General features: G+C 51.6%; 20 protein-coding genes. 5 read left to right on the top strand and 15 right to left on the bottom strand.

All coding sequences use genetic code 11. From position 1 onward, the window contains the following. Positions 1-10 precede the first annotated feature (10 nt). The 7 genes from dapB to OMQ46_RS07065 form a co-directional block, all read right to left on the bottom strand. The gene (gene dapB, locus OMQ46_RS07035) at positions 11-820 is read right to left on the bottom strand and encodes a 4-hydroxy-tetrahydrodipicolinate reductase (protein WP_266236052.1); all 810 of its coding nucleotides are present in this window, start codon (positions 818-820) and stop codon (positions 11-13) included. Between the two features lie 125 nt (positions 821-945). After that, positions 946-2061, bottom strand: coding sequence for a molecular chaperone DnaJ (gene dnaJ, locus OMQ46_RS07040; RefSeq protein ID WP_266236053.1), 1116 nt, complete (start codon positions 2059-2061; stop codon positions 946-948). Positions 2062-2201: 140 nt separating this feature from the next. After that, complete coding sequence (gene dnaK / locus OMQ46_RS07045) at positions 2202-4121, bottom strand: molecular chaperone DnaK (RefSeq protein ID WP_266236054.1); 1920 nt, start codon at positions 4119-4121, stop codon at positions 2202-2204. 95 nt (positions 4122-4216) lie between these two features. Further along, a complete protein-coding gene (gene grpE / locus OMQ46_RS07050) occupies positions 4217-4768 on the bottom strand; it encodes a nucleotide exchange factor GrpE (RefSeq protein WP_266236055.1) in 552 nt (183 codons plus the stop codon). Positions 4769-5009: 241 nt separating this feature from the next. Then, the gene (gene dnaQ / locus OMQ46_RS07055) at positions 5010-5747 is read right to left on the bottom strand and encodes a DNA polymerase III subunit epsilon (RefSeq protein WP_266236056.1); all 738 of its coding nucleotides are present in this window, start codon (positions 5745-5747) and stop codon (positions 5010-5012) included. 11 nt (positions 5748-5758) lie between these two features. Then, positions 5759-6196, bottom strand: coding sequence for a ribonuclease HI (gene rnhA, locus OMQ46_RS07060; protein ID WP_266236057.1), 438 nt, complete (start codon positions 6194-6196; stop codon positions 5759-5761). Further along, entirely contained in the window at positions 6183-6917 is a 735-nt protein-coding gene (locus OMQ46_RS07065; RefSeq protein ID WP_266236058.1) for a methyltransferase domain-containing protein, read from the bottom strand. The genes rnhA and OMQ46_RS07065 overlap by 14 nt, the downstream gene beginning before the upstream one ends. Before the next feature lie 25 nt (positions 6918-6942). On the opposite strand from OMQ46_RS07065, the gene gloB reads away from it, so the two are divergent. After that, positions 6943-7713: a hydroxyacylglutathione hydrolase gene (gene gloB, locus OMQ46_RS07070; protein WP_266236059.1), complete on the top strand. Its 771-nt coding sequence runs from the start codon at positions 6943-6945 to the stop codon at positions 7711-7713. 80 nt (positions 7714-7793) lie between these two features. On the opposite strand, the gene OMQ46_RS07075 is transcribed toward gloB, so the two are convergent. From OMQ46_RS07075 to OMQ46_RS07095, 5 genes are all read right to left on the bottom strand, one after another. Then, positions 7794-8597 (bottom strand): mechanosensitive ion channel family protein, encoded by an 804-nt coding sequence (locus tag OMQ46_RS07075; RefSeq protein ID WP_266236060.1) that lies wholly within the window; start codon positions 8595-8597, stop codon positions 7794-7796. Between the two features lies 1 nt (position 8598). Beyond that, positions 8599-9621 carry a quinone-dependent dihydroorotate dehydrogenase gene (locus OMQ46_RS07080; protein ID WP_266236061.1) on the bottom strand — a complete coding sequence of 341 codons (1023 nt, stop codon included), beginning with the start codon at positions 9619-9621 and terminating at the stop codon, positions 8599-8601. Further along, positions 9622-10422, bottom strand: coding sequence for a DUF2797 domain-containing protein (locus OMQ46_RS07085; RefSeq protein ID WP_266236490.1), 801 nt, complete (start codon positions 10420-10422; stop codon positions 9622-9624). It abuts the gene before it with no gap. A gap of 94 nt (positions 10423-10516) precedes the next feature. Further along, positions 10517-11365: a mechanosensitive ion channel family protein gene (locus OMQ46_RS07090; RefSeq protein WP_266236062.1), complete on the bottom strand. Its 849-nt coding sequence runs from the start codon at positions 11363-11365 to the stop codon at positions 10517-10519. A gap of 17 nt (positions 11366-11382) precedes the next feature. Next, positions 11383-12180 (bottom strand): hypothetical protein, encoded by a 798-nt coding sequence (locus OMQ46_RS07095; RefSeq protein ID WP_266236063.1) that lies wholly within the window; start codon positions 12178-12180, stop codon positions 11383-11385. Between the two features lie 65 nt (positions 12181-12245). On the opposite strand from OMQ46_RS07095, the gene OMQ46_RS07100 reads away from it, so the two are divergent. The 3 genes from OMQ46_RS07100 (at position 12246) to OMQ46_RS16595 (ending at position 18969) form a co-directional block, all read left to right on the top strand. Continuing rightward, positions 12246-13844 (top strand): LysM peptidoglycan-binding domain-containing protein, encoded by a 1599-nt coding sequence (locus OMQ46_RS07100; RefSeq protein ID WP_266236064.1) that lies wholly within the window; start codon positions 12246-12248, stop codon positions 13842-13844. A 6-nt stretch (positions 13845-13850) separates the two neighbouring features. Continuing rightward, the gene (gene trmL / locus OMQ46_RS07105) at positions 13851-14330 is read left to right on the top strand and encodes a tRNA (uridine(34)/cytosine(34)/5-carboxymethylaminomethyluridine(34)-2'-O)-methyltransferase TrmL (RefSeq protein ID WP_266236065.1); all 480 of its coding nucleotides are present in this window, start codon (positions 13851-13853) and stop codon (positions 14328-14330) included. Positions 14331-14766: 436 nt separating this feature from the next. After that, a complete protein-coding gene (locus OMQ46_RS16595; RefSeq protein WP_323135146.1) occupies positions 14767-18969 on the top strand; it encodes an EAL domain-containing protein in 4203 nt (1400 codons plus the stop codon). On the opposite strand, the gene OMQ46_RS07125 is transcribed toward OMQ46_RS16595, so the two are convergent. From OMQ46_RS07125 to OMQ46_RS07135, 3 genes are read right to left on the bottom strand one after another with little or no spacing between them, the layout of a single operon-like run. Next, positions 18966-19916, bottom strand: coding sequence for a cytochrome D1 domain-containing protein (locus OMQ46_RS07125; protein ID WP_266236066.1), 951 nt, complete (start codon positions 19914-19916; stop codon positions 18966-18968). The two genes, OMQ46_RS16595 and OMQ46_RS07125, sit on opposite strands and share 4 nt — an antisense overlap. Continuing rightward, a complete protein-coding gene (locus OMQ46_RS07130; protein WP_266236067.1) occupies positions 19917-20438 on the bottom strand; it encodes an SRPBCC family protein in 522 nt (173 codons plus the stop codon). Between the two features lie 15 nt (positions 20439-20453). Further along, positions 20454-20771, bottom strand: coding sequence for a hypothetical protein (locus OMQ46_RS07135; RefSeq protein ID WP_266236068.1), 318 nt, complete (start codon positions 20769-20771; stop codon positions 20454-20456). Positions 20772-20965: 194 nt separating this feature from the next. Between OMQ46_RS07135 and OMQ46_RS07140 the strand changes: the two genes are divergently transcribed. Next, positions 20966-21964 (top strand): ATP-binding protein, encoded by a 999-nt coding sequence (locus tag OMQ46_RS07140; RefSeq protein ID WP_266236069.1) that lies wholly within the window; start codon positions 20966-20968, stop codon positions 21962-21964. The last annotated feature ends 2 nt before the right edge of the window (positions 21965-21966 follow it).

Below are 21966 nucleotides of genomic sequence, written 5' to 3' on the forward strand. Positions count from 1 at the left end.
CGTCAGAGTCTCAGTCTTTAAGACCCAACACATCCTGCATATCAAACAAGCCACTGTTGTATTGCATCAACCATTTGGAAGCACGCATGGCGCCGAAGGCAAAGGTCATACGACTGGAGGCTTTGTGAGTAATCTCAACCCGCTCGCCTTCACCGGCAAACATAACGGTGTGATCGCCGACGATATCACCGGCACGCACCGTGGCAAAACCAATGGTGTTACGGTCACGTTCACCGGTACGGCCTTCGCGCCCGTATATAGCACATTGTTTCAGATCTCGTCCCAAGGCATCGGCCACGACCTCACCCATTCGTAAAGCCGTGCCGGAGGGTGCATCGACCTTATGACGGTGATGAGCCTCCACGATTTCAATGTCGACCTCATCACCCAGCACGCGCGCTGCCAGATCCAGCAATTTCAATGACAGATTAACGCCGACACTCATATTCGGTGCCAAAATGGCCGATACCTTCTCAGCCGCCTCACTGATGGCCTGTTTCTGCGCGTCATCAAAACCCGTGGTGCCGATGACCGGCCGACAGTGATTGGCGACGCAATGCGGCAACAGGGCCATGGTGACTTCCGGAAGCGTGAAATCAATGACGATATCGGAGACTTTGGTGGCCGCATCAACATCACTGCTCAAAGCGACATTGAGTTTGCCGACCCCGGCCACTTCACCGGCATCAGCACCGATCAGTGAAGAATCAGCCCGATCGATCGCTGCACTCAGTTCCAGACCATCGGTTTGCTCAACGGCCTGAATCAGGCAACGGCCCATACGGCCGGCGGCACCATTGATCGCAATCTTGATTGTCATTTAACTTCCTTTCTTTGTTTACGCACATTACCCGGGGATAGACTTGAACAGCTACCCCGGCTGACGGTGCGATTCAATGCAGAGAGTATCTCCAGCTTGAACCGTTACCGCAAGCGGATTGGTATTCATTCAAAAAAGCGCTTCACGGCATCCAGCCAGGATGAATGTTTAGGGCTGTGTTTTTCACCACCGCCCTGGATATCCTTCTCAAACTGTTCCAGCAGTTCTTTTTGCTTCTTAGACAGCTTCACCGGCGTTTCAATAATCACGCGACACAACAGATCACCTGTTGGCCCACCACGCACCGAGGTCACGCCCTTGCCACGCATTCGGAACTGCTGACCGGTCTGAGTGCCTTCCGGAATTTTGAGGCTGGCCTTGCCTTCCAGTGTCGGGACTTCCACCTCACCGCCCAGGGCCGCAGTGACAAAACTCAACGGCACATCACAGAACAGATTGGTGCCATCACGTGTGAACACATCATGACGCTGCACCGCGACCTCAACAAACAGGTCACCGGCAGGCGCACCGTGAAGTCCCGCTTCACCTTCGCCCTGCAGGCGGATGCGGTCACCGGTATCGACACCGGCCGGCACTTTAACAGACAGGGTTTTGTGTTCCTGCACCAGCCCTTCTCCGTGGCAATCCGGACAGGGATCTTTGATCATCTTGCCGGTGCCGCGACAATGCGGGCAGGCCTGCTGCATGGTGAAAAAGCCCTGCTGAATACGAACCTGACCATGACCGCCACAGGTGGTACAGGTGACCGGTTCGGTGCCTTTCTTGGCACCGCTGCCATCACAGGTTTCACATTCAACATTGACCGGAATCCGGATCTTGGCCGTGGTACCCGCCACAGCTTCCTCCAGCGACAATTCCAGCCGATAGCGCAGATCGGCGCCACGGAAAGCCTGTTGGCGGCCACCACCGGCACCAAAAATATCGTTAAAGACATCACCGAAGATATCGCTGAAGCCACCCGCACCGCCACGGCCGAAACCACCGCCCATGGACTGGTCAACGCCTTCGTGCCCGAACTGATCATAAGCCGCACGCTTCTGGCTGTCGGCTAATATTTCATAAGCTTCCTTCGCTTCTTTGAACTTGGTTTCGGCTTCAGCATCATCCGGATTACGGTCCGGGTGATACTTCATCGCCATACGACGATAGGCTTTTTTGATTTCGGCCTCGGTCGCCGTTCGCGAGATACCTAAAATCTCGTAATAGTCTCTTCTGGCCATGCTTCTTGTTTTCCCCAAAACAACAAAACAGGCGCCAGTCTGACCTGACGCCTGTTTGCTTTGTTAGTCCTGTCCGTCAGCAGTGATGTTTACGCGGGTAGACACGCTATTCTCCCCTTCACCCCGACGGACTTGCAGGATTACTTCTTCTTGTCGTCGTCGACTTCTTCGAACTCGGCATCGACTACATCGTCACCGGACTGCGCATCATCCGCTGCGCCTTCACCGGCACCGGCTTCTGCATTCTCAGCATAAGCACGTTCAGCCAGTTTGGCAGAGGCTTCACTCAGCGCATTGGTCTTGGCTTCAATATCGTCTTTGTCTTCGCCCTTGATCGCTTCCTGCAGCGCTTCAACCGCAGCTTCGATGTTCGCCTTTTCGTCGGCTTCGACTTTATCGCCCAGATCTTTGAGTGACTTGGTCGTGGCGTGAATCAAGGCATCAGCCTGGTTACGCGCTGTCACCAGCTCATGGAATTTCTTATCTTCCTCAGCGTGGGCTTCAGCATCTTTCACCATTTGCTCAACTTCATCATCACTCAGACCGCTGGAAGCCTTGATCACAATCGACTGTTCCTTACCGGTCGCCTTATCTTTGGCAGACACATGCAGGATGCCGTTGGCGTCGATATTGAAGGTCACTTCAATCTGCGGTACACCACGCGGTGCCGGCGGAATATCGGCGAGATCAAAGCGGCCCAGGGATTTGTTGGCTGAGGCCATTTCACGCTCACCCTGCAGCACGTGAATGGTCACGGCAGGCTGATTGTCTTCAGCCGTTGAGAACACCTGATTCGCTTTGGTAGGAATGGTAGTGTTTTTCTCAACCAGTTTGGTCATCACACCACCCATGGTTTCGATACCCAGGCTCAGCGGGGTGACGTCCAGCAGCAGTACGTCTTTGACATCACCAGCCAGAACCGCAGCCTGGATAGAAGCACCCAGCGCGACCGCTTCGTCTGGATTGACGTCTTTACGCGGCTCTTTGCCAAACATCTCCTTAACCGCTTCCTGTACTTTCGGCATACGGGTCTGACCACCGACCAGAATGACATCGTCGATTTGCGAGGTCGACAGACCGGCGTCTTTCAATGCCATTTTGCAGGGTTCCATACTGCGGCTAATCAGGTCTTCAACCAGTGACTCCAGTTTGGCACGGGTCAGGCGCAGTTCCATATGTTTGGGACCGCTTTGATCGGCCGTGATGTAGGGCAGGTTGATATCGGTCTGCTGGCTGGAAGACAGCTCGATCTTGGCTTTTTCCGCCGCATCTTTGAGACGTTGCAGCGCCAGTGGGTCTTTACCCAGATCAACGCCCTGATCTTTCTTGAACTCATCAACGAGATAATCGATGATGCGTTGGTCAAAGTCTTCACCACCCAGGAAGGTATCACCATTGGTGGCCAGTACTTCAAACTGGTGCTCGCCTTCGATATCAGCGATTTCGATGATAGATACGTCGAAAGTACCACCACCCAGGTCATAAACCACCACGGTGGAATCACCGCGTTTTTTGTCCATGCCGTAAGCCAGTGCGGCTGCGGTGGGCTCGTTGATGATACGTTTGACTTCCAGACCGGCAATTTTACCGGCGTCTTTGGTCGCCTGACGCTGAGAGTCGTTGAAGTAGGCCGGTACAGTCACAACGGCTTCGGTTACTTCTTCACCCAGGAATTCTTCCGCGGTTTTCTTCATTTTCATCAGCACACGGGCAGAAATCTCGGGCGGTGCCATTTTCTTGTCGTTAACTGATACCCAGGCGTCGCCGTTGTCGGCTTCGATGATCTTGTAAGGGACCATGTCGATATCACGCTGAACGACTTTCTCTTTGAACTTACGACCGATCAGACGTTTGATACCATACAAGGTGTTTTTGGGATTGGTCACGGCCTGACGTTTGGCAGATTGACCAACCAGTACTTCGTTGTCCTTGGTGAAGGCAACGATAGACGGTGTGGTGCGATCGCCTTCGCTGTTCTCAATCACACGTGCTTTGCCGTCTTCCATCACTGCGACGCAGGAATTGGTCGTTCCCAGGTCGATACCAATAATTTTACCCATAGTTAAACTCCATCATTCTTAATCTGTTGCTGGCTTTGTCAGCCTATGTTCGTGTATTTGGGGGACATTTCTGCGATTTCAAGTCCCCGGCCGAATTATTGTGAAACCACCACCATCGCGGGGCGAATCACGCGACCATTAAAGGCATAGCCTTTTTGCATCACGCTGATAACCTGGTTCGGCTCCACACCATCGGCCGGCTGCATCGAGACAGCCTGATGCAGATCCGGGTTGAAGGCTTCACCTTCAGGGTTGATCTGCTCCAGTCCCAGCTTGCCGATGTTGCCCAGCAGCATTTTCAGCGTCATGTCCATGCCTTCACGGACAGTTTCCAGCGTGGCTTCGTCTTTATGCGCTGCGCTCAGTCCTAACTCCAGGCTGTCGCAGATAGGCAGGAGCTCAGCGACAAATTTATCCAGCGCATGCTTGTGGGCGTTTTCCAGGTCACGGCTGTGGCGACGACGCATGTTTTCCAGATCAGCGCGGGCCATTAACAGCTCGTTCCAATGCTCATCGGCTTTGTTGCGTGCATCTTCAAGCAGCTTGGCCGTATCCTGTTCCGCTTCCGGCTGGGCCTGCTGTTCCGAATCGTTGGCAGTTTCCTGTGCCTGATTGTCTTCAGGCTTTTCGATTTCTTCGTTGCTCATGAGTCATCATTCCGGTTTGCTTGTAACAGACCCCCAACTTGGGGACGAAAAATTCAATTTCAAGCCGATGTCAGTGAAAAATTGAGAAGGGGAAAATGTTTATCCGCAGATGTCGCGGATTAGTGCAGATTATATCTGGTGAGCAGGCTAGCCGGTCGTGCACCAGTGGAAGCTTTTCAGCTTCCATCTACCAGAGAAGTATGAGTTGTAATCTGTGGCAGTCGGCGAAATCTGCGGATGATTAATCATGTCTCAGCCACACGCACTGACCACCACTGGATTCGTTGACCTTTTCCAGCATGGCCTGATGTGCAGCCAGTTCTTCATCACTGGCCCTGATCACAACGAGTGGCTGGCGGGTCTGAATTTGTCCGGGTTCCACATCGATTTTGTCATCGCTGGTCGACTCGACAGCTTCTTCTGCCGTTAACGTCAGGCTCACCTGTCCACCGGTCATCGCCAGGTAAACATCAGCGAGGATTTCGGCGTCAAGTAGAGCGCCGTGCAGTTCTCGATTGGCGTTGTCTACATCATAGCGTTTACAGAGGGCATCCAGGCTGTTCTTTTGACCGGGATGCTTGTCGCGCGCCATTCTGAGGGTATCAAGCACAGTAGCAATAGTATTAACACGACGGGGTTCATCTTTGAGCTTTGCGAGCTCATGATCGATAAAGCCGACATCGAAAGGCGCATTATGAATAACCAGTTCGGCGCCTTCGATAAAGCGCAGAAAATCTTCGGCAATATCGGCAAACAACGGTTTATCGGCCAGAAACTCATTAGTGATGCCATGCACTTCGATGGCACCGTCATCAATGTCGCGCTGTGGATTGATGTACTGGTGAAAAGTCTGACCGGTCAGGCGTCGGCCCACCATTTCCACACAACCGATTTCGATGATGCGGTGGTCGTCGGCGGTGCTGATACCGGTGGTTTCGGTATCGAGAATGACCTGTCGTTTTTGTGTTGTTTCTACCACGCTCACCTCGTCTAAACCGTCAGTTTTTCTCTGGCAGCAACCGCCAGTTGATCGGCACGTTCATTTTCAGGATGGCCGTTATGTCCCCGCACCCATTCCCATTTCACTTGATGCTGGGCGATCGCTTTATCCAGCCGCTGCCAGAGTTCGGCATTTTTGACCGGCTTTTTAGCCGCTGTTTTCCAGTTCTTGGCTTTCCAGCCCGGCAGCCACTCGGTCATCCCTTTCATCACGTACTGGGAGTCGGTGGTGATGGTAACACGACAGGGCCGCTTCAAGGCCTCTAACGCGGCAATCACCGCCATCATTTCCATACGGTTGTTGGTGGTCAGTTTTTCACTGCCGGAGAGTTGCTTTTCCGTGCCTTTGGCACGCAGGATCGCGCCCCAGCCACCCGGGCCCGGATTGCCGCTACAGGCGCCGTCAGTGAAAATTTCAACGTGGTCCATGGTTGTGTTCTCGGGTGAGGGGTTTATTTACCAGGCCGGGCGTCGGGAACAGCCGGCCTTTGCGCCAGTTTTCTCTGACCGGTGTCAGTGGCAGGCTGCGCTTGGCCGCCACCATAACAGAAACGCCGCCCAGCATGGGCCATAATCGCCGGCCCCAGCGTTCCATGAACTGACTGCCCTGCATCCAGCGGCGCTGCCGGAAAGGCGGTCTGAACAAGATTTTATGCTGTTCGGTGACTTCAAAGTTGAGCAGTGCCAGCCAGTCCCGGACCCGGGTTTGACTGAAAAAATGACCATCCCAGGGTGCCGTGTCCTGCCACGAAAATAGGCGTCTCAGTCCCCATAGGCTGAATGGGTTAAAGCAGCAAAGAATCATCTTGCCATCAGCAGCCAGAACCCGCTCTGCTTCCCTGAGCAGTTGATGTGGATCCCGCGATCGCTCGAGAACATGCTGCAACAGGAGGTTGTCAATACTGTTAGTCCTGAATGGGAGTGACTCGGGTTCAGCCTGCAGGTCAGCAGAATCGCCCACACGCCATTGGCGACAGGCACGATTAGTCACGACCGGCAGACAGGTTTCACTGCCACCCAGTTGCACAAAGAAATAGCCGGGCAGCGGTTCATCAAGCTGACTCATAATCTCACGCTCGACTGACAGCAGCAGTTGCCCCAGTGGGCTCTGCCACCAGCGTTCAATAGCCATGTTGTCAGAGTGATTCATGTTATTGTCCCGGTTGGGAGGTTTTATGCTTACAGTTCATGCCGTCAACGCATTCAAGGATAATTATATCTGGCTGATTCAGGCAGAAAACAGTCACAAGGTGCTGATTGTCGACCCCGGTGATGCCGATCCGGTGTTTGAGGCCCTGAAACAGTATGATCTCGACCCGGCAGCGATTCTGATTACGCATCACCACGCCGATCATATCGGTGGTGTTGAGACGATACTGCAACACTATCCAGTGCCGGTATTTGGTCCCGCCGACGAACCGATTCCGGCGGTGACCCATCCACTAAAGGCAAGCGACACCTTAACCATCGATCCCGACTTCCCGCTGTTCAGGGTCATGGACACGCCGGGTCATACACAAGGTCATATCTGTTATCTGGTTGAAAACAAGCTGTTTTGCGGTGACACCCTGTTTACCGGCGGCTGCGGTAGGTTGTTGGGTGGTACAGCCGAGCAGTTATTCCGCTCATTACAGCAATTGAAACAATTACCCGGTGACACTGAAGTCTATTGTGCGCATGAATACACCGAAGCCAACCTGCGTTTTGCCAGTGCCGTCGACAACGACAATCAGCCATTACAGCAAAGACGCCATAAAACCAGAGAAATGCGTGAAGCCGGGCAGGCGACCGTGCCGTCTCTGATGGCCGACGAACTGGCCACCAACCCTTTTCTTCGCAGCCACATTCCCAACATCAGAACTGCGGCAGAGACCTTCAGTGGCCGTCCACTGGATGATGATCAGTCCGTGTTTGCCGCACTCAGGCAGTGGAAGGATAATTTCTAACCCTCATTATCCCTCCACCTCCTCCAGCTTTGCCTGAGAGGTCATCGCGTCGCTGATAACCCTCGGCCAGAATGGTCGGATTAACTGTCGACTTTGTCTAAGTGAACATCCATTTGTGGAAACGGGATCGAAATACCGTTTTCATCAAAAGCCAGCTTGATTTGTTCGATGAGTTCCGAGCGCACCGGCCAGTAATCATCCGCATTGACCCAGGGACGCACATCAAAATTGACACTGCTGTCAGCGAGTTCTGCCACACGGATCACCGGTTCCGGATCCGCATGCACCTTGGGGTGACCTTTAACGATGTCATTGAGCAGCGTCTTGGCTTTCAGCAGATCATCACCGTAACCAATGCCGAAGCTCATATCGATACGGCGGGTATCGCGGGCTGAGTAGTTGGTGATGGTATCGGCGTAAATCTGACCGTTTGGCACAATCACTTCACGGTTATCACCGGTTCTCATAATCGTATTGAAAATCGTGATTTGTTCGATAATGCCACTGGTGCCAGCGGCTTCCACAAAGTCACCCACTTTAAACGGACGGAACATCACCAGCATGACGCCGGCAGCAAAATTCTGTAACGAATCTTTCAGCGCCAGACCGACCGCCAGACCGGCCGCACCTAACACGGCAATCATTGATGTGGTATCAACACCCAGCTGATCCAGGGCGGCGATCAAAACAAATAGCATCAGCACCGCATTGGCGATCACGCTGAGAAAATTGATCAGCATTGCATCCATATTACTGCGCACCATCAGCTTGCGTGACAGCTTCACCAGCCATTTGACCACAATGCGTCCGACGAAGACGATCAGTGCCGCGTAAAGAATATTCATCAACCAGAATCCAACAACACTACCTGCAGCAGTTTCCATTTCAGTTCCTCTTTGCGATTGTTTCGACCACTTCGCGGACTAGAGACGGTCCGCGGTAAATCAAGCCACTATAAATTTGTACCAGGTCAGCACCGGCCTGTAATTTGGCCAGGGCATCTTCACCTGACATGATTCCACCTGCAGCTATGATCGGCAAGTCCTCAGGCAGCGCCGCCCGGAATTGCCGGACAATATCCGTGGATTTTTCAAATACCGGTGCGCCACTGAGACCGCCAGCCTCCTCCGCATTGGCTAAGCCCGACACGTCATCTCGCGACATCGTGGTATTGGTGGCGATCACCGCATCGACCCCGTGTGAAGAGAACGCCTCGGCCAGTTGCCGGACTTCTTCTTCGGTCAGATCAGGGGCGACTTTGACCGCCATCGGCACATATCGGCCGAACTCTTCAGCCAGTGCCTGCTGTGCCTGTTTGAGGGCTGACAGTAAAGCAGCCAGTGACTCACCAAATTGCAGGCTACGTAATCCCGGCGTGTTGGGAGAAGAAATATTAATCGTCACGTAATCCGCATAGGGATAAACCTTTTTGAGGCCGATAAGGTAATCATCAACCGCATTTTCAACCGGCGTGTCGAAATTTTTGCCAATATTGATGCCCACCAGACTCCTGGTCTTGGCTGCTTTCACCTGCTCCAGCAGGTGATCTACACCGAGATTATTAAAGCCCATTCGGTTAATGATGCCCTCGGCTTCAGGAATACGGAACAACCTCGGCTTGGGATTGCCCGGCTGTGGCCTTGGAGTGACGGTGCCAATCTCGACAAAACCAAAACCCAGGGCTGACATGGCTTCAATATAGTCACCGTTTTTATCCAGGCCAGCAGCCAGTCCAACGGCATTGGGAAACTCCAGCCCCATTACTTTGACTTTTCGCGACGCCATTTTACGAGTCAGCAACCAGGATAAACCGGTCATTTCCATCAGGTTAATCGCGGTCATGCCCAGATGATGAGATTTCTCCGCATCAATACAGAACATCAGATTTCGCATCAGTCGGTACAGCATTTAGACCACCATCTCCACTTCATAACCGCTGAATTTGCGGATGTTAATCACGCCTTTATCAAAAATCAGATACTGGCCCTTGATACCATTCAGGACGCCACTGACTTCCGGGTTTTTATCAAAGTTAAACGACGACACCTTGGCCGGATACTCTGCGACCGGGTAAATGATCTGCTGCTCCTGCTCGGCCGGCAACAGGGCAATGCTGTTGTCGTCAAACTGCTGTTGCAGCGCGGCAATCTCCTGTTCGCATTCGGCGAAAAGACGATCACGTTCGGCGGCAAGATCCAGCGGTTCAGCCTCGCCCTTAAGCATCTTGCGCCAATCCGTACGATCCGACACATGGTTTTTGAACATGACTTCCACCAGTCCGGACTGGTAGCGGCTTCTGACCCGGAAAATCGGCAGTGCCTGGCTCGCACCCTGGTCGACCCAGCGGGTCGGTACCTGGTTGATACGGGTAATGCCAACTTTCAGGCCGGAACTGTTGGCCAGATAAACAATGTGATCCTGCATGCAAACTGCCTGACCCCAGTCAGGTTCACGACAAGTGCCCTGATCGAAATGACACAGTTCGGGCTTGATAAAACACATATCGCATTGTGCCAGACGTTGTGAGCAGGGGAAGCAGAAACCGCCGCTGAAGCTTTTTTTAGTCAGCCGCTGGCAGTGAAGGCAGTGAATTTCTCCCTGGTAGCGGAGGGTCACCGTCTGACCGACCAGGTCGTTCATGGGCACTTGTTCATCCCCCAGCCGCATCGAATAGCAGGCCCGATTGTCGGCCGGCAGGGTGACGGCCATCTTGGTCAGCTGTCCGCTGAGTTGTCTCACGGTTTACCTCGGCTTATTGATAAGGGGCTTATCTTAGCGCAGATAGCCGACTGTCGACAGTCAATCAGGGCATGTCCCGTTGTTCAGAATCGGCAACAACACGAATCGGAAAAGGCTCGGTGACCGAACCTGCATAGAGCGAGCGATGCGGGAATGGGATCTCAATTCCATCATCATCAAAGGCTTCTTTGATTTCCTCGTGAATACTATTTTTGAGGTCGAGGAATTTCTCCCGTTTTACCCAGACCGAGAACTGCATATCCAGTGACGACTCGCCAAATCCCAGGAAAACAAAAATCGGTTTGGGTTCGTCCAGGCATAATGGGTTGGCATCGGCAACACGCTCCAGCACTTTGCGGACTTTTTTTATGTCTTCCTTGTAAGCCACACCGATAGCCAGATCGATGCGGCGAATCGGGAAGCGGGTCAGGGTCGTCACTTCTGATTTGATCAGCGTTTCATTAGGAATGCGGACAAAGAGATTATCGAAAGTACGCAATTTGACGGAAAGCAGGTCAATAGACAGCACCTCCCCGGTTGTGGTCCCGACACGAATTAAATCGCCCACGGAAAATGGCCTTTCGGCGACCAGGAACAGACCGCTGATAATATTCGAGGCCGAGGTCTGTGAGGCGAAACCAATGGCAACGGTCAGAATACCCGCGGCACCAATCAGGACACCAAGATTAAAACCGACCGCATTGAGTCCCATGACCACAAACACCAGCAACACCAGATAGGTGACGATACGGCCCATTAACAGCTGCTGATGCAGATCAAAACGATGTTTGCTCCATTGCTTCACACCGCGATTCGCCATGCGCGCCAGGATCAGACCGACGATGAAATAAATCACCGCTTCAGTGATGGAGCCGATCAAGGCCGCATCGATTTTCGATAGCCATTCATTCATGCTGTTTCACTCTTGTTTTAACCGAACAGGGCCGATATTGCCTTGGTGATTTTGCTGCGACCGATATCTTCCCGGGCATCGCAAACCAGTGTTAACTCGGATTCGGGCAGGCCGCCACTGACCACCTCATCCACACTGAGGATGGCATCCTCATTGTCACGCCGCACCAATGTGATTCTGGGCGTCCAGAACTGGCCATAGGCATCAACATAGAGGCTGAGATTCGGTGCTGGCACACTGATTTTATCCAATGTCAGCATCTGATCAGACTGATTCTGGATTCTGACTTCAATCGCAGCCCGGGCTTTGTTGTTGGAAATAGGTTTGACGTCCAGTTGCTCACTGACCTGAGAGGCATAACTAATCACGCCTTCGCGGGTATTGGGACCGAACCAGGAGTCGCAGACCCGTACCGTTGGAATATCCAGCAAGGTCACATCGCCCTCACCGGTTTGTAATTTCACCCACAACGGCAGGCAGACAAACAGCGTCACCTCCTGGAACGGCAACAGGCTGACAGACACGACCGGCCGACACACCACCGGACGGTCAGCCAATGCAGGCAGAAGCCTCAGCCTGCTTGGCAATTCGGCAAAAACAAAACGCTGTTCATGTTCCGGTGTCTCTGCCAGCTCTTCAACCAACGTTTCCAGTATCGGCTGAAACTGATTGATATCCCGTTGCCAGTCATAACCCAGCCACCACTGATTCGGCAGCGCCTGCAACTGCAGATATAAATCGGCGCAACGCAATACGCGCTGTTCGCCCTTGGCAACAGCAAAGCTGCCCCACCATTGTGTAGAAAGTTCAGACATAGAGGACTAAAAATTTGTTAATCAAGTAAAAGACAGATACGAATTCCTTCCTTATAATAGCCCGAATGATGCAAAGACAAGTCTTTTTCAAATTCGCCCTGGCAGCCGCATCCCTGTTGCTGGTGGCCTCATGTAGCAGCACCCCTGACAAGGTTGCTGAGACGACAGCGTCACCGTCGGTTCACTCAGCCAAGGTCAAAAAGCACCGTCATACGCCCTGGCAGGAAGCCTATGACGAAGCACCCGATACCAATTTTGGCAACCCCCTCTCCTCCTCTGATTCACAAGATATCGATCCCACTCTCCCTGTCACCGACGTCTGGCAACGTATTCGATCCGGTCTTCAGATTTCCGACTACCGCACGCTGCATCCGGAAACGGAACGACACCTGAGATGGTTTATTGATCATCCTCAGTATGTAGGCCGCGTGGTTGAACGGGCTCGCCCCTACCTTTACCACATCGTAGAAGAAGTCAAAAAGCGTAACATGCCTATGGAAGCGGCACTGTTACCGGTGGTTGAAAGTGGCTTTAAACCCTATGCCTATTCTCGCAGTCATGCAGCCGGTCTGTGGCAGTTTATCCCCGGCACGGGTAAGGTTTACGGACTGGAACAAAACTGGTGGTACGATGGTCGGCGCGATGTGATCCAGTCAACCCGAGCCGCATTGGACTACCTGCAAAAGCTGCATAATGATTTCGGTGACTGGCAGCTCGCTTTTGCCGCCTACAATTGCGGTGAAGGGACCGTGGGTCGGGCAATAAAACGAAATCAGGAGTTGGGTAAACCGACTGATTTCTGGTCGTTGGATCTACCTAGTGAGACTTCAGCCTACGTCCCCAAACTGATGGCGGTCAGCCATATGGTTAAGTTTCCGGCACGTTATGACATCAGCCTCAGCCCCATTGATAACAAGCCGTTTATCGGCATTGTCGACGTTGGTTCACAGATTGATCTGGCGGTTGCAGCTGAAATGGCTGGTATCAGCGAAGATGAGCTTAACCATCTAAACCCGGCTTTTAACCGTTGGGCAACGGCACCGAATGGTCCCCATCAACTGGTGCTGCCGCTGGACAAAATCGATGGTTTCAAGCTGGCGCTGTCGAAAATGCCGGCCAACAAAAGGGTCAAATGGGCGCGTCACCAGATCCAGCGGGGTGAGTCTCTCAGCGTTATTGCACGCCGTTACAGTACGACCGTCTCAGTCATTAAACAGGCTAATAAACTCAGCAATAATCAAATTCGTGCCGGTGGTCACCTGCTGATCCCCGTTGCCGCCGGTCAATTGACTCATACCGCACTGGCTCACGCGGGTCAGGCAGATGCCGACAGCCCGAAACAGCAAAAGCAGCTCTACACAGTCAGAAGCGGTGATACCTGGTGGGACATCGCGCGAAAACACGAACTGGATGTCGCTCGTCTTGCTGCCTGGAACAATAAAACCGCGCAGGATATTCTTCAGCCGGGGCAGCAACTCGTGATATGGTCACAAGCTGCCAAGCGAAAATCGGTTAATTACACGATTAAAAATGGTGATTCGCTATGGGCGATCTCACGCAAGTTCAACGTGAGTGTCGCGGACGTACGCGAATGGAACGGTCTGAGTGACCGTACCCTGTTACAGCCAGGTCAAAATCTGAGACTGTATCTCGACGAAACCTGATCGCACGTGCTGCACATTGTCCTGTTCGAACCGGAGATTCCACCTAATACCGGCAATATCATCCGTCTTTGTGCCAATACCGGTGCCAGATTACACCTGATCGAACCTTTTGGCTTTACCCTGGATGACAAACGGCTGCGGCGGGCCGGCCTTGATTACCATGAGTTTGCCGACCTGCTGATTCACCCGGACTATCAAACATTTCAACAATGGTCAGGGCAACGTCGTATATTTGCCTGCACCACCAAAGCGCACCGTCATCACCATGAGGTGAGCTACCACGATGAGGACATCTTGCTATTCGGCCCGGAATCACGAGGCCTGCCAGCCCCGATACTCAACAGCCTGGACGAAGAATACAAAATCCGCATCCCGATGCTGCCTGACAGCCGCAGTCTCAACCTGTCCAATGCCACCGGCATCATTCTCTATCAGGCCTGGCAACAGTTAGGATTCCCCGGCGCCAAAGCACTTAACCCACTCTAAATCACCATTCCATGTGTTGATAAGCGCTATTGGTTCATTGTTTGGACGTTGCTACTGGCTTATGCTGGATGAACGACTTAAACTAATGTCATACCTGCTTCTGCTCGTGGTATTTCAGCCGCTTTTCAACAGTGAGTCGACTTTTTCTCAAACGCTTCCTGCCGCGTTCAAGCACACGAACATTGGGTTCCTGATGAAGCGCTTGTCCGGTCCAACTGGCTATGTATGACAGGCCTGTTTAACCCGGCCTGATAGCTTTGACCTGTAGCTGACAACGCTACAAGTCCAAGATGAAGCCAATGTGGTGACAGGATAAACAAGGTTAAACCATATTTTTTCTATGGTTTTTTATTATGGCCTGTTATTATTTGAAAATTTTACTCCCCTTATGCCTACGTCTCTCCTTCGCCTTGTTTTTCCCTACCTCTTGATAGCTGTGCTCCAAGTTCTGGGCATGATCGGCACTGCCTCTGCGCGGGAGACTGAATCTGTCACATTGCAGCTGAAATGGGAATATCAATTCCAGTTCGCCGGTTATATTGCGGCTAAAGAAAAAGGCTTTTACCAGGCAGAAGGCTTGGACGTCACCCTCAAACCACGCCATCCCGGCATCAATGTTATTGAGCAGGTGAGCAATGGCGAGGCCGAGTATGGCATCGGGGGTATGGGGATACTTGCACAGTATGCAGATGGCGCTCCGATAAAGGCGCTGGCAGCCGTATTCCAACATGACGCACTGGTTTTCATGAGTCTGGCTGACTCGGATATCGTCAGTTCATACGAGTTCAGCGGTAAAAAGATCATGTTTGATGATACCACTGGCAATGACGCCGTTTTGCGGGCGCTGCTGGATGATGCAGGCATTGCTTATAACCAAATCACTGCTATCAAACAGGATATGGATATCCAGAGCCTGATTGACGGCCGTGTCGATGTCCTGTCCGGTTATATCACTGATCAGCCTTATCAGTTTCAACAGCAGAAAACGGCCATCAATATCATCCATCCGCAGAACTACGGCTTTGATTTTTACGGTGATCTGATTTTTACCAACCGTGCTGAACTCAATCAGTATCCCAGCCGGGTCAAACGAATGTTGCGTGCCTCGCTAAAGGGTTGGGAGTATGCATTACAACACCCGGATGAAATCATTCAAATCATCCATGACAAGTACAACCCTGAACTGAGTCTGGCACAACTTCGATACGAGGCCAGAGAGACCCGTAAACTCATCGCTCCCGATGCTGTGCCATTGGGCACACTGGAAGTCGACCGTCTGCGTCGGATTGCCCAAATCTATGAACAATTGGGTATGGGATCCGAGTTGACCGAGAATAAACTGCAGCAGTTTATTTACAGGCCTTCATTAACAGCCATCCTGAGTCCTGCTGAACAAGCCTGGCTGGAACAGCATCCAACCATACGAGTCGGGATTGATCGTGACTTTGCCCCGTATGAGTGGATTGATGGAGATGGCAATTATGTAGGCCTCGCAGCAGAGTACCTAAAACTGCTGGAGTCCGAACTCGGCGTCAGGTTTGAAATCATCGCTGATAAACCATGGCATGAGATGATTGCGATGGCTAAAAACGGTGAACTGGATATGTTGTCCTGCCTCAATATGAATCAGGAGCGGGACGAATATCTGAACTTCACCCTGCCATACGTCAGTAATCCGATCGTCATCGTCAATGCCAACCGCTATGGCTACATCGGCTCACTGGATAATCTCAAGGGTAAAACCATTGCGGTCGAGCGAGGCTACTTCACCCATGAACTACTAAAGAAAGACTATCCTGAGATTACGATACTGACAGCAGACAGCACGCACGACGCGCTGAAAATGGTCTCCACAGGTGAAGCGGATGCCTACATTGGCGATGCCGCCTATGCCAATTTTGCCATCAAAGAGCATGATCTGCTTAATCTACAGTTTGCCGGACAGACTGATCACGATACTGCCTACCGGATTGGTGTCGTTGAAAACAGAACCGAACTGTTCAGTATTATCAATAAAGCGCTCAACAACCTCAGCAAAGCCCAGCGCCAGGAAATTGAAGACAGGTGGATGGGCTTGAACCTGACCAGCGGCATCAGTGAAGAAACGATCCGTCAGCTGTTACTTGTGCTTTTGTTAGTTCTCTTGCCTGTTGTCTACTGGGTATTCAGACTGCGCCAATCGAAAGCAGCCCTGGAAAAAAGTGAAAGTCATTTACGCACCATTATTGATGCCTCGCCTATCCCACATGCCATCGTCGACGCTGAGGACAGAGTTACCTACCTAAACCAGGCATTCATTGATACTTATGGCTATAGACTCAACGATATCCCAACAATGGCCGCATGGTGGCCTAAAGCCTATCCTGATCCGGTCTACCGAAAACAGATGATGCAACGGTGGGCACTATATCTGGATAGAAAACACGCTGGTATGACTAATCTCGAAGCCCTGGAAGCGGAAATTTATTGTCAGGACGGACGATTCCGGCATGTACTGGGCAGTGCCACGATTGTCAGTCATGGAAACAGCAGATCACTCATCGTCATTCTCTATGACATCTCTGATCGTAAAAGAGTCGAAGAACGCCTCAAAATGTCTGGACGCGTATTCAATCAGGCGCACGAGGGGATTCTCATCACTGACGCTGATGGTCAAATCGTGGATGTGAATCCGGCTTTTTCTGAAATCACCGGTTATACCCGGGAGGAAGTGCTGGGTGAGAACCCGTCTATTTTACGTTCCGATAGACACAGCCGCCTGTTTTACCAGGAGATGTGGAACAGCCTGCATGATCATGGCCTCTGGCAGGGGGAGGTCTGGAACCGGAAGAAAAACGGTGAGCTGTATGCGGAATTACTGACGATCTCGGCATTGATTGATGAACATGGCGATACCGTCAACTATCTTGGACTGTTCTCCGACATCACCCAGAGCAAGGAACAGCAACAAGCGCTGGAAATGATGGCGCACTACGACATGCTGACCCAGTTACCTAACCGAAGTCTGTTTGCGGATCGCTTCAAACAGGCTATTGCACACAGTAACCGGCATCATAGTCTGCTCGCCGTCGTCTTCCTTGACCTCGACGGATTTAAACCGGTCAATGACCGTTACGGCCATGACACCGGTGATCAACTCCTGATAGAAGTGGCTCAACGCATCAAAGCCAGTATTCGTCAGGATGATACGGCTTCAAGACTGGGGGGAGATGAGTTTGTGCTGCTGCTCAACGACATCAGTTCTGTTGAGCACTGTGAACGCTTGATTAAGCGTATCCGCCATGCCATTGAGCTCCCGTATCTATTGGATGGCGATACGATTTCACTCAGTGCGAGTCTTGGTATCACCCTTTATCCACTGGATCAGGCTGACGCTGATACACTGCTTCGACATGCCGATCAGGCCATGTATCAGGCCAAACTTGCCGGGCGTGGCCGTCATCACTTTTTTGATGCTATGCATGATCAGCAAATCAGCCAGCAACAGAATCAATACCGCGCGATCCAGGAAGCTTTACGTGCTGATCAGCTGGCGCTGTATTTCCAGCCCAAGGTCAATATGCGAACCGGTCAGGTGATCGGGCTTGAGGCCCTGATCCGATGGCAACACCCTGAGCACGGCCTGGTTTCACCCGCACGCTTTCTTCCTGTAATACAGGGAGCAGAGCTGGAAATACATGTTGGAAACTGGGTGCTGGAGCACACGGTAAGACAAATTGAAAAATGGCTCAGCCTGGGAATAAGACAGGAAATCAGCGTCAATATCTCTTCGCATCACCTGCAATGGGAAGGATTCTTTGATCACTTGGACAGAATCATGGGCCGACACCCCAAAGTGCCATCCAAACTACTGCAGTTGGAGATTCTGGAGAGTAGTGTATTAAGTGATATTAACCATATCTCCAGTATCATCAACACCTGCCGCAGTTCGCTGGGGATCCGGATTGCACTGGATGACTTCGGTACAGGCTACTCGTCACTGACGCACCTGCGCCACCTGCCGGTTGATGTGGTGAAAATTGACCAAAGCTTTGTCCAGGATCTGATTGATGACCCCAACGACTTTACGATTATCGATGGTGTTATCGGCTTGACAGAGGCTTTCCATCATCAGGTTATTGCTGAGGGCGTTGAGACGATTGAGCATGGATTGATGCTGATGAGTATGGGCTGTGATATGGCACAGGGTTATATCATCGCTAAACCCATGTCAGCAGATGCCTGTCAGCAATGGCTGGCCAGTTACCAGCCCAATCCCGTCTGGCTGGCTCATGCCGATAAAAGCCTGGATGCAGAACAAACGATTGCTTATATGATGCACCTGCAAGCACGTCATTGGCTGGATGTGGTGTTACATAACCTGCAAACCAGTCCAGATCAGATTCGTCACTGGCCTCTGATGAATCACAAAAAAAGTCATTTCATGCATTGGATTGAGCAGGCGAAAAAACAGGACTTGTTTAATCCCCAATGGCTGGAAGAAGTGCGCGTAGCTTTCACCGAGTTGTATCATGAAGCCAACAGTCTGCGTTATCAGTTTCAGGAAGGCCAGCCAGACGCAGCAGTTGCCGGTATCAAGGGATTGCAGCAGCGTTTCGAGACTATTGAAACACTGCTGGCCCCCTACAACGGCATTTAGTTGCTGACAAAATGTCCCAGACTGCGAGGTGACTCAGCAACCGGTATGCGCTTGATTTCTTTCAGTTCATGGATATCGATCACTGAGAGCTCATTGCTGAACCAGTTTGTGACATAGGCATGACGGCCATCAGCCGACACTGAGACACTCTCGGGCATCTCCCCAACCGGGATCTCTGCCCTTTTTTCCAGGGTTTTCTGGTCATAAACCCACAAATCATTACTGCCCTGGTTAACCACCAGCAAATAACGGTTGTCTGGTGTACTGGTGACACCGTAAGGCTTATCACCTGTTTTAATATGATCTTTGACCGTGTAATTTTCAGTTTCAATGACTGTCAGGCTGTTATCTTGAATTGCGGTCACGAAGACCTGTTTACCATCCTCGCTGACTGCAACAGCATAAGGTGCCTTGCCAGTCTCTACCTCGGCGTACTGATCGGGGGTATCCGCATCCAGCACTGTCAGACTGCCACTCTCACGGTTAGCGATATAAATTCGACGACGCTCAGCATCCAGAGCGAGACCGGCTGGATTGTCGCCGATGGCGAGCAGGTCCACCACCAGCATTGATTCAGGGTTGATCACAAGCATCGCGTTGCGCTCCCAGTCAGCCACGAAAACCTGGCGCTTACCTGAATGATCAACGGTAATACCGAAAGGCTGCCCGCCGGTTCGAATTTCACCAATTTTTTCGTAGCTTTCACTGTCAATCACGCTGATCAAACCTTTCTCAGGATGCGTGACGTAAATGCGGTTACGGAGATTATCAATGGCCACCCCCACAGGCGCAGCAGCGACGTCTATTTCAGCGATTCGTTGCGAGGTCTCGAGGTCGACAACAGAAACACTATTTACGGCCTGATGCGTCAGGAAAGCGCGTTCCGCTGTTACTGCCTGAGGCAGCAACAGCGACAGCAATAAAAGGTAAGTTGACTTATTCCCCACTTACTTATGACCTTCAAGCTGTTGTTTTAACGCCGACATACCGGTGCTGGCAAATTCGGTCATTGCCGCTACAGCTGCATCATCGTTATAGTGTTCCGGTGGGAAGTTGCCGGTATCAGCGCGGTAAAAACGTCCTTTCCAACTCATTTCTGTACCCGCCTCTACCTGTTCAAGCTCAATGGATACGCTGTAGAAGCTGACAGGGAATACCGTAATGTCCTCTTCATACAAACGATAGCTCATGGTGTGCTCATCGACGTTCATATCATCCAGGCTTTCCGTGATATTCCCTTTATCTTTGAGGGTTAGCACCCGTGTTCCTTCTTCTGGCACCTCAACTTTCTCAACCGACGGGTGCCACTCTGCAATGGCGCCGAATTCACTGACCTGTTGCCAGACATCATCGATCGGTGCGGCAATCACGACTTTTTCATCGATTTTCTGTGGTGTCGGACCGTGTGCCACAGCCAGATTAGGTAGCAGGAATTGTCCTGCCAGCAGCAGGCTTGCCCATTTTTTCATAAACGTCCTCATTAATTATTGATTGTTAATTTCGCGGTTGGTGTGGCCCAGTGTTTCCACAAAGCCATTGGCAAAACCGATTTGGGTAAACCGGTAAACCTTTTCTGATGTGCCCTGACGCACTTTATCCTGGTAAATCCAGAACTCGACTGTGCCGCCCTCATTTTCACGTTTTACTACTGAAGCGGGCTCACCCAGCTCGGTTTTGACAAATTCGGCACTTTTCCCGGCAAACGTTTCAAGGAACTTCAACTCCTCATAGGCACCAGGCTCAGCTGCAATGGCAGCAGCAGAGAGCGACAAACAGAACAGTAATACTGAAAATATTTTCATAACAATTCCTAACTTTATTGGATGTGTCGGAACATCCTACTCAGGCCTGTAATTGAGGGGTTAGAGAGAACAGCGCGGATATCATTGTGACAGCCTCATTTTTAGCACCATGAATTACTCCCGATGTGCATTTCCCCTCTGTCAGAGCCGTGGCATGTGATGAATACTCTCGCTTTTAGCCAGATGGAAATGCCATGAGTGCCGATTCCACCACACATCGACTCATTGAGTCTCACCACAGTCAAAACAACCGGCGACAGATTGCCGGTGATTTACTGTGGGTGGTGGTGGTAACGCTATCGACTTATTTAGTAGCGGGCTATTTCGACCTGGCAGAACGCTATATCGACTGGACCGCGTTAGGTGAGCTCTATCAGTTTGATGAGATCATTTTTGTTTTGCTGGCCGGCTGTGCAGCCTTGATATGGTTCAGTATTCGGCGTATCCGTGAATTAAGGCTGAGTCTCAATTACAACCTGGAGATGCAGGCAAAACTACAAAACAGTAATGACAACATTCGTCGCTTGCTCAGAGACAATCAGGCTTTAATCAAGCATATGATCGAAGTACGCGAATCAGAACGACAGCATCTTGCCAGGGAGCTGCATGATGTTTTTGGTCAGCATCTTGCTGCCATGGATGCGAACCTGACAGTGGCGTTGAATCTGTCGCAGGAAGAAAAAGTGAGACCCATCCTCACTTCTGTGATCGACAGCACTAACCACCTCCGGTCTATTACTCGTCATAAATTGAGACAGCTTAAGCCGCCCAACCTGGACAGCCTTGGTTTATCGGGTGCCGTGCACGAGCTTTTGTATGACTGGAGAAAAGAAGCTAACGACATCGCGGTTGACAGCCACATCAATCTCAAAGACAGCGAAATAGAAAATGAGGTCGGTATGACACTTTACCGAGCATTACAGGAAGGGCTGACCAATATCAAACGGCATGCAGAAGACGCCACCGAAGTCCGCGTCGAGATCACACAGTTTCGGGAAAATGCTCAGCATCAGCTGCAATTATTGCTCGATGATAATGGTCGGGGTTTTCCGGATGATTACGCTGAGAAAGGACTGGGGCTTGTCGCTGTGCGTGAGCGTGCAGAGTCTCTGGGCGGCGTCTTCAATTTGTCACTCCGCGAACCCATCGGTACCCGGCTACAACTGAAATTACCCTATCAACCCATTATATAGAT

Source organism: Methylophaga sp. OBS1 (assembly GCF_026319365.1).